Origin of the sequence: Mesorhizobium sp. M4A.F.Ca.ET.020.02.1.1, from assembly GCF_004022645.1 — a bacterium.
Taxonomy (GTDB): Bacteria; Pseudomonadota; Alphaproteobacteria; order Rhizobiales; family Rhizobiaceae; genus Mesorhizobium.
Genome location: NZ_RZOI01000899.1, coordinates 1 through 2,118 on the forward strand (window position 1 = coordinate 1; position 2,118 = coordinate 2,118).

Below are 2,118 nucleotides of genomic sequence, written 5' to 3' on the forward strand. Positions count from 1 at the left end.
TCGCCGATCAGGCCGAAGGTCTCGCCTTGGCCGATCTCGAGGTCGACATTGTGCAGCACCGCCTGGTCGCCGAAGGAATGGCTGATCCCCTTGCAGGCGATGGCGACCTGCCCGTTTCTTCGATAGGAATCTCTTTGATCGGCGGCGGCCGCGGTCGCGTCGGGGCGATCGCGGACGGTCGTGCCGGTCTCGGCCAGGCGGCCGTCCCGCTTGGTGAAATTGAGCGCCGGGATCGAGGCGATGAGGGCCTTAGTATAGGCATGCGAGGGGTTTTCGAAAACACCCTTGGCATCGCCGCTCTCGACCACCGCGCCCGCCTGCATCACCGCTACGCGATCGCAGGAGCGGCGGATCAAATTGATGTCATGGCTGATCAGCAGAATGCTGGTTTTGTGTTCCCGACGCAGATCGTCCAGGATGGCGATGATCTCGGCCTGCACGCTGGCATCGAGCGCCGTCGTCGGCTCGTCCATCACCAGCAGCGCCGGGTCGAGCGCAATCGCAATCGCGATGTTGGCGCGCTGCTGCATGCCGCCGGACAATTCGTGCGGATAAAGGTCGAGCACGCGCTCGGGATTGGCGACCCGCACACGTTTCAGCAGCTCGGCCGAGCGCCAGCGGGCCTCCTCATGGCGAACTGGCCGATGGCGCATGATCGTCTCGCCGATCTGGCGGCCGATCGTCATCGCCGGGCTGAGCGCGGCGCCTGGATGCTGGTAGACGGCCGCGATGCGATCGCCTCTCAGGCCACGCAGCTCGTCGCCGGAAAGGTTGCGTATTTCCCGGCCCTGGAACTCCAGCGCCGAGGCAGCGATACGGGCGTTGCCGGGCAGATAGCGAAGGATGGCCATGGCCACCGAGCTTTTACCCGAGCCGGATTCGCCGACCAGGCCGAGCGCCTCACCCTCTGCGACAGTCAGCGAAACGCCGTCAACAGCGGATTGCCATCCTCTTTTCCCATCATAGGCGATGGAAAGTTTTTCCACATTGAGCACTGAAGAAGACATCAAGACCTCGAAATCGCTTTCTGCCGAAGCCCTAATCAAGGGCAATCGCTTCCGCTTATTTAGTACATAATCTCTATAAAATTACTCGACTTAAAGCCGAGCGCAATCTAGCCTGTTGCAAATTGGAGATTGCGGGTCGCACCGATCGACACGGGAACCCCGTGTCTCTCCAAGCGGATGTGCATGGAGGCCGGCATGGCGCGAGACCACTTGATCCTCAGCGCGTTCTTCTTCAACCCGCAGGGTGACCATCGTATGTCCTGGCGGCACCCGCGCGCGCCGGGCCGCGAAGTGCTCGGCTTCGATTACTATCGCAAGCTGGTCCAGGCTGCCGAGCGCGCCAGGATCGACACCATCTTCGTCGCCGACCACGTGTCGATCTGGGATTCGGTGAAGAGCGGTGTCGCGCATTACGCCAACGCCCGCCTCGAGCCGCTGACGCTCTTGTCGGCGCTTGCCGGCGTGACCAGGCACATCGGCCTCATCACCACCGCGTCGAGCTCCTACAGCGAACCTTACAATGTGGCGCGCCTGTTCGCCTCGCTCGACCATATCAGCGGGGGCAGGGCGTCGTGGAACGTCGTCACCTCGGCCATGGACGAGGAGGCGCGCAATTTCGGCCGCGACGGCAATATCGAGCACGCCTCCCGCTACCAGCGCGCCGCCGAATTCCTCGATATCGTCAAGGGGTTGTGGGACAGCTGGGAAGACGAAGCCCTGCTCTTCGACAAGGACACCGGCTATTTCGCCGATCCGGACAAGGTCCATGTGCTCGACCATCGCGGCGCCCATTTCAAGGTGCGCGGGCCGCTCAACGTCTCGCGCCCGCCGCAGGGTCATCCGCTGATCGTCCAGGCCGGTTCGTCCGAGGACGGCAAGAATTTCGCCACCGCGCACGCCGACGCCCACTTCGCCATCTTCAGCACCAGGGAAGACGGCATCAGATACCGCCAGGACATCAACGACCGTCTCGCCCGTCACGGCAGGCGGCCGGAGAGCTTCAAGATCCTGCCGGGCATTTTGCCGATCGTCGCGGCTTCCGAGGCCGAGGCGCGCGACAGGCAGGATTACCTGCAGACGCTGCTCCCCGATCGCCTCGGCATCGATCTCC

General features: G+C 63.4%; 2 protein-coding genes. One reads left to right on the top strand and one right to left on the bottom strand.

The window, feature by feature from the left end:
• A partial coding sequence (locus EN742_RS32760) for an ABC transporter ATP-binding protein (protein ID WP_128333760.1) occupies positions 1-1,007 on the bottom strand: 1,007 nt, incomplete at its 3' end.
• A gap of 195 nt (positions 1,008-1,202) precedes the next feature.
• Between EN742_RS32760 and EN742_RS32765 the strand changes: the two genes are divergently transcribed.
• The coding region (locus tag EN742_RS32765) for an NtaA/DmoA family FMN-dependent monooxygenase (RefSeq protein ID WP_128333761.1) at positions 1,203-2,118 on the top strand (916 nt) is incomplete at its 3' end.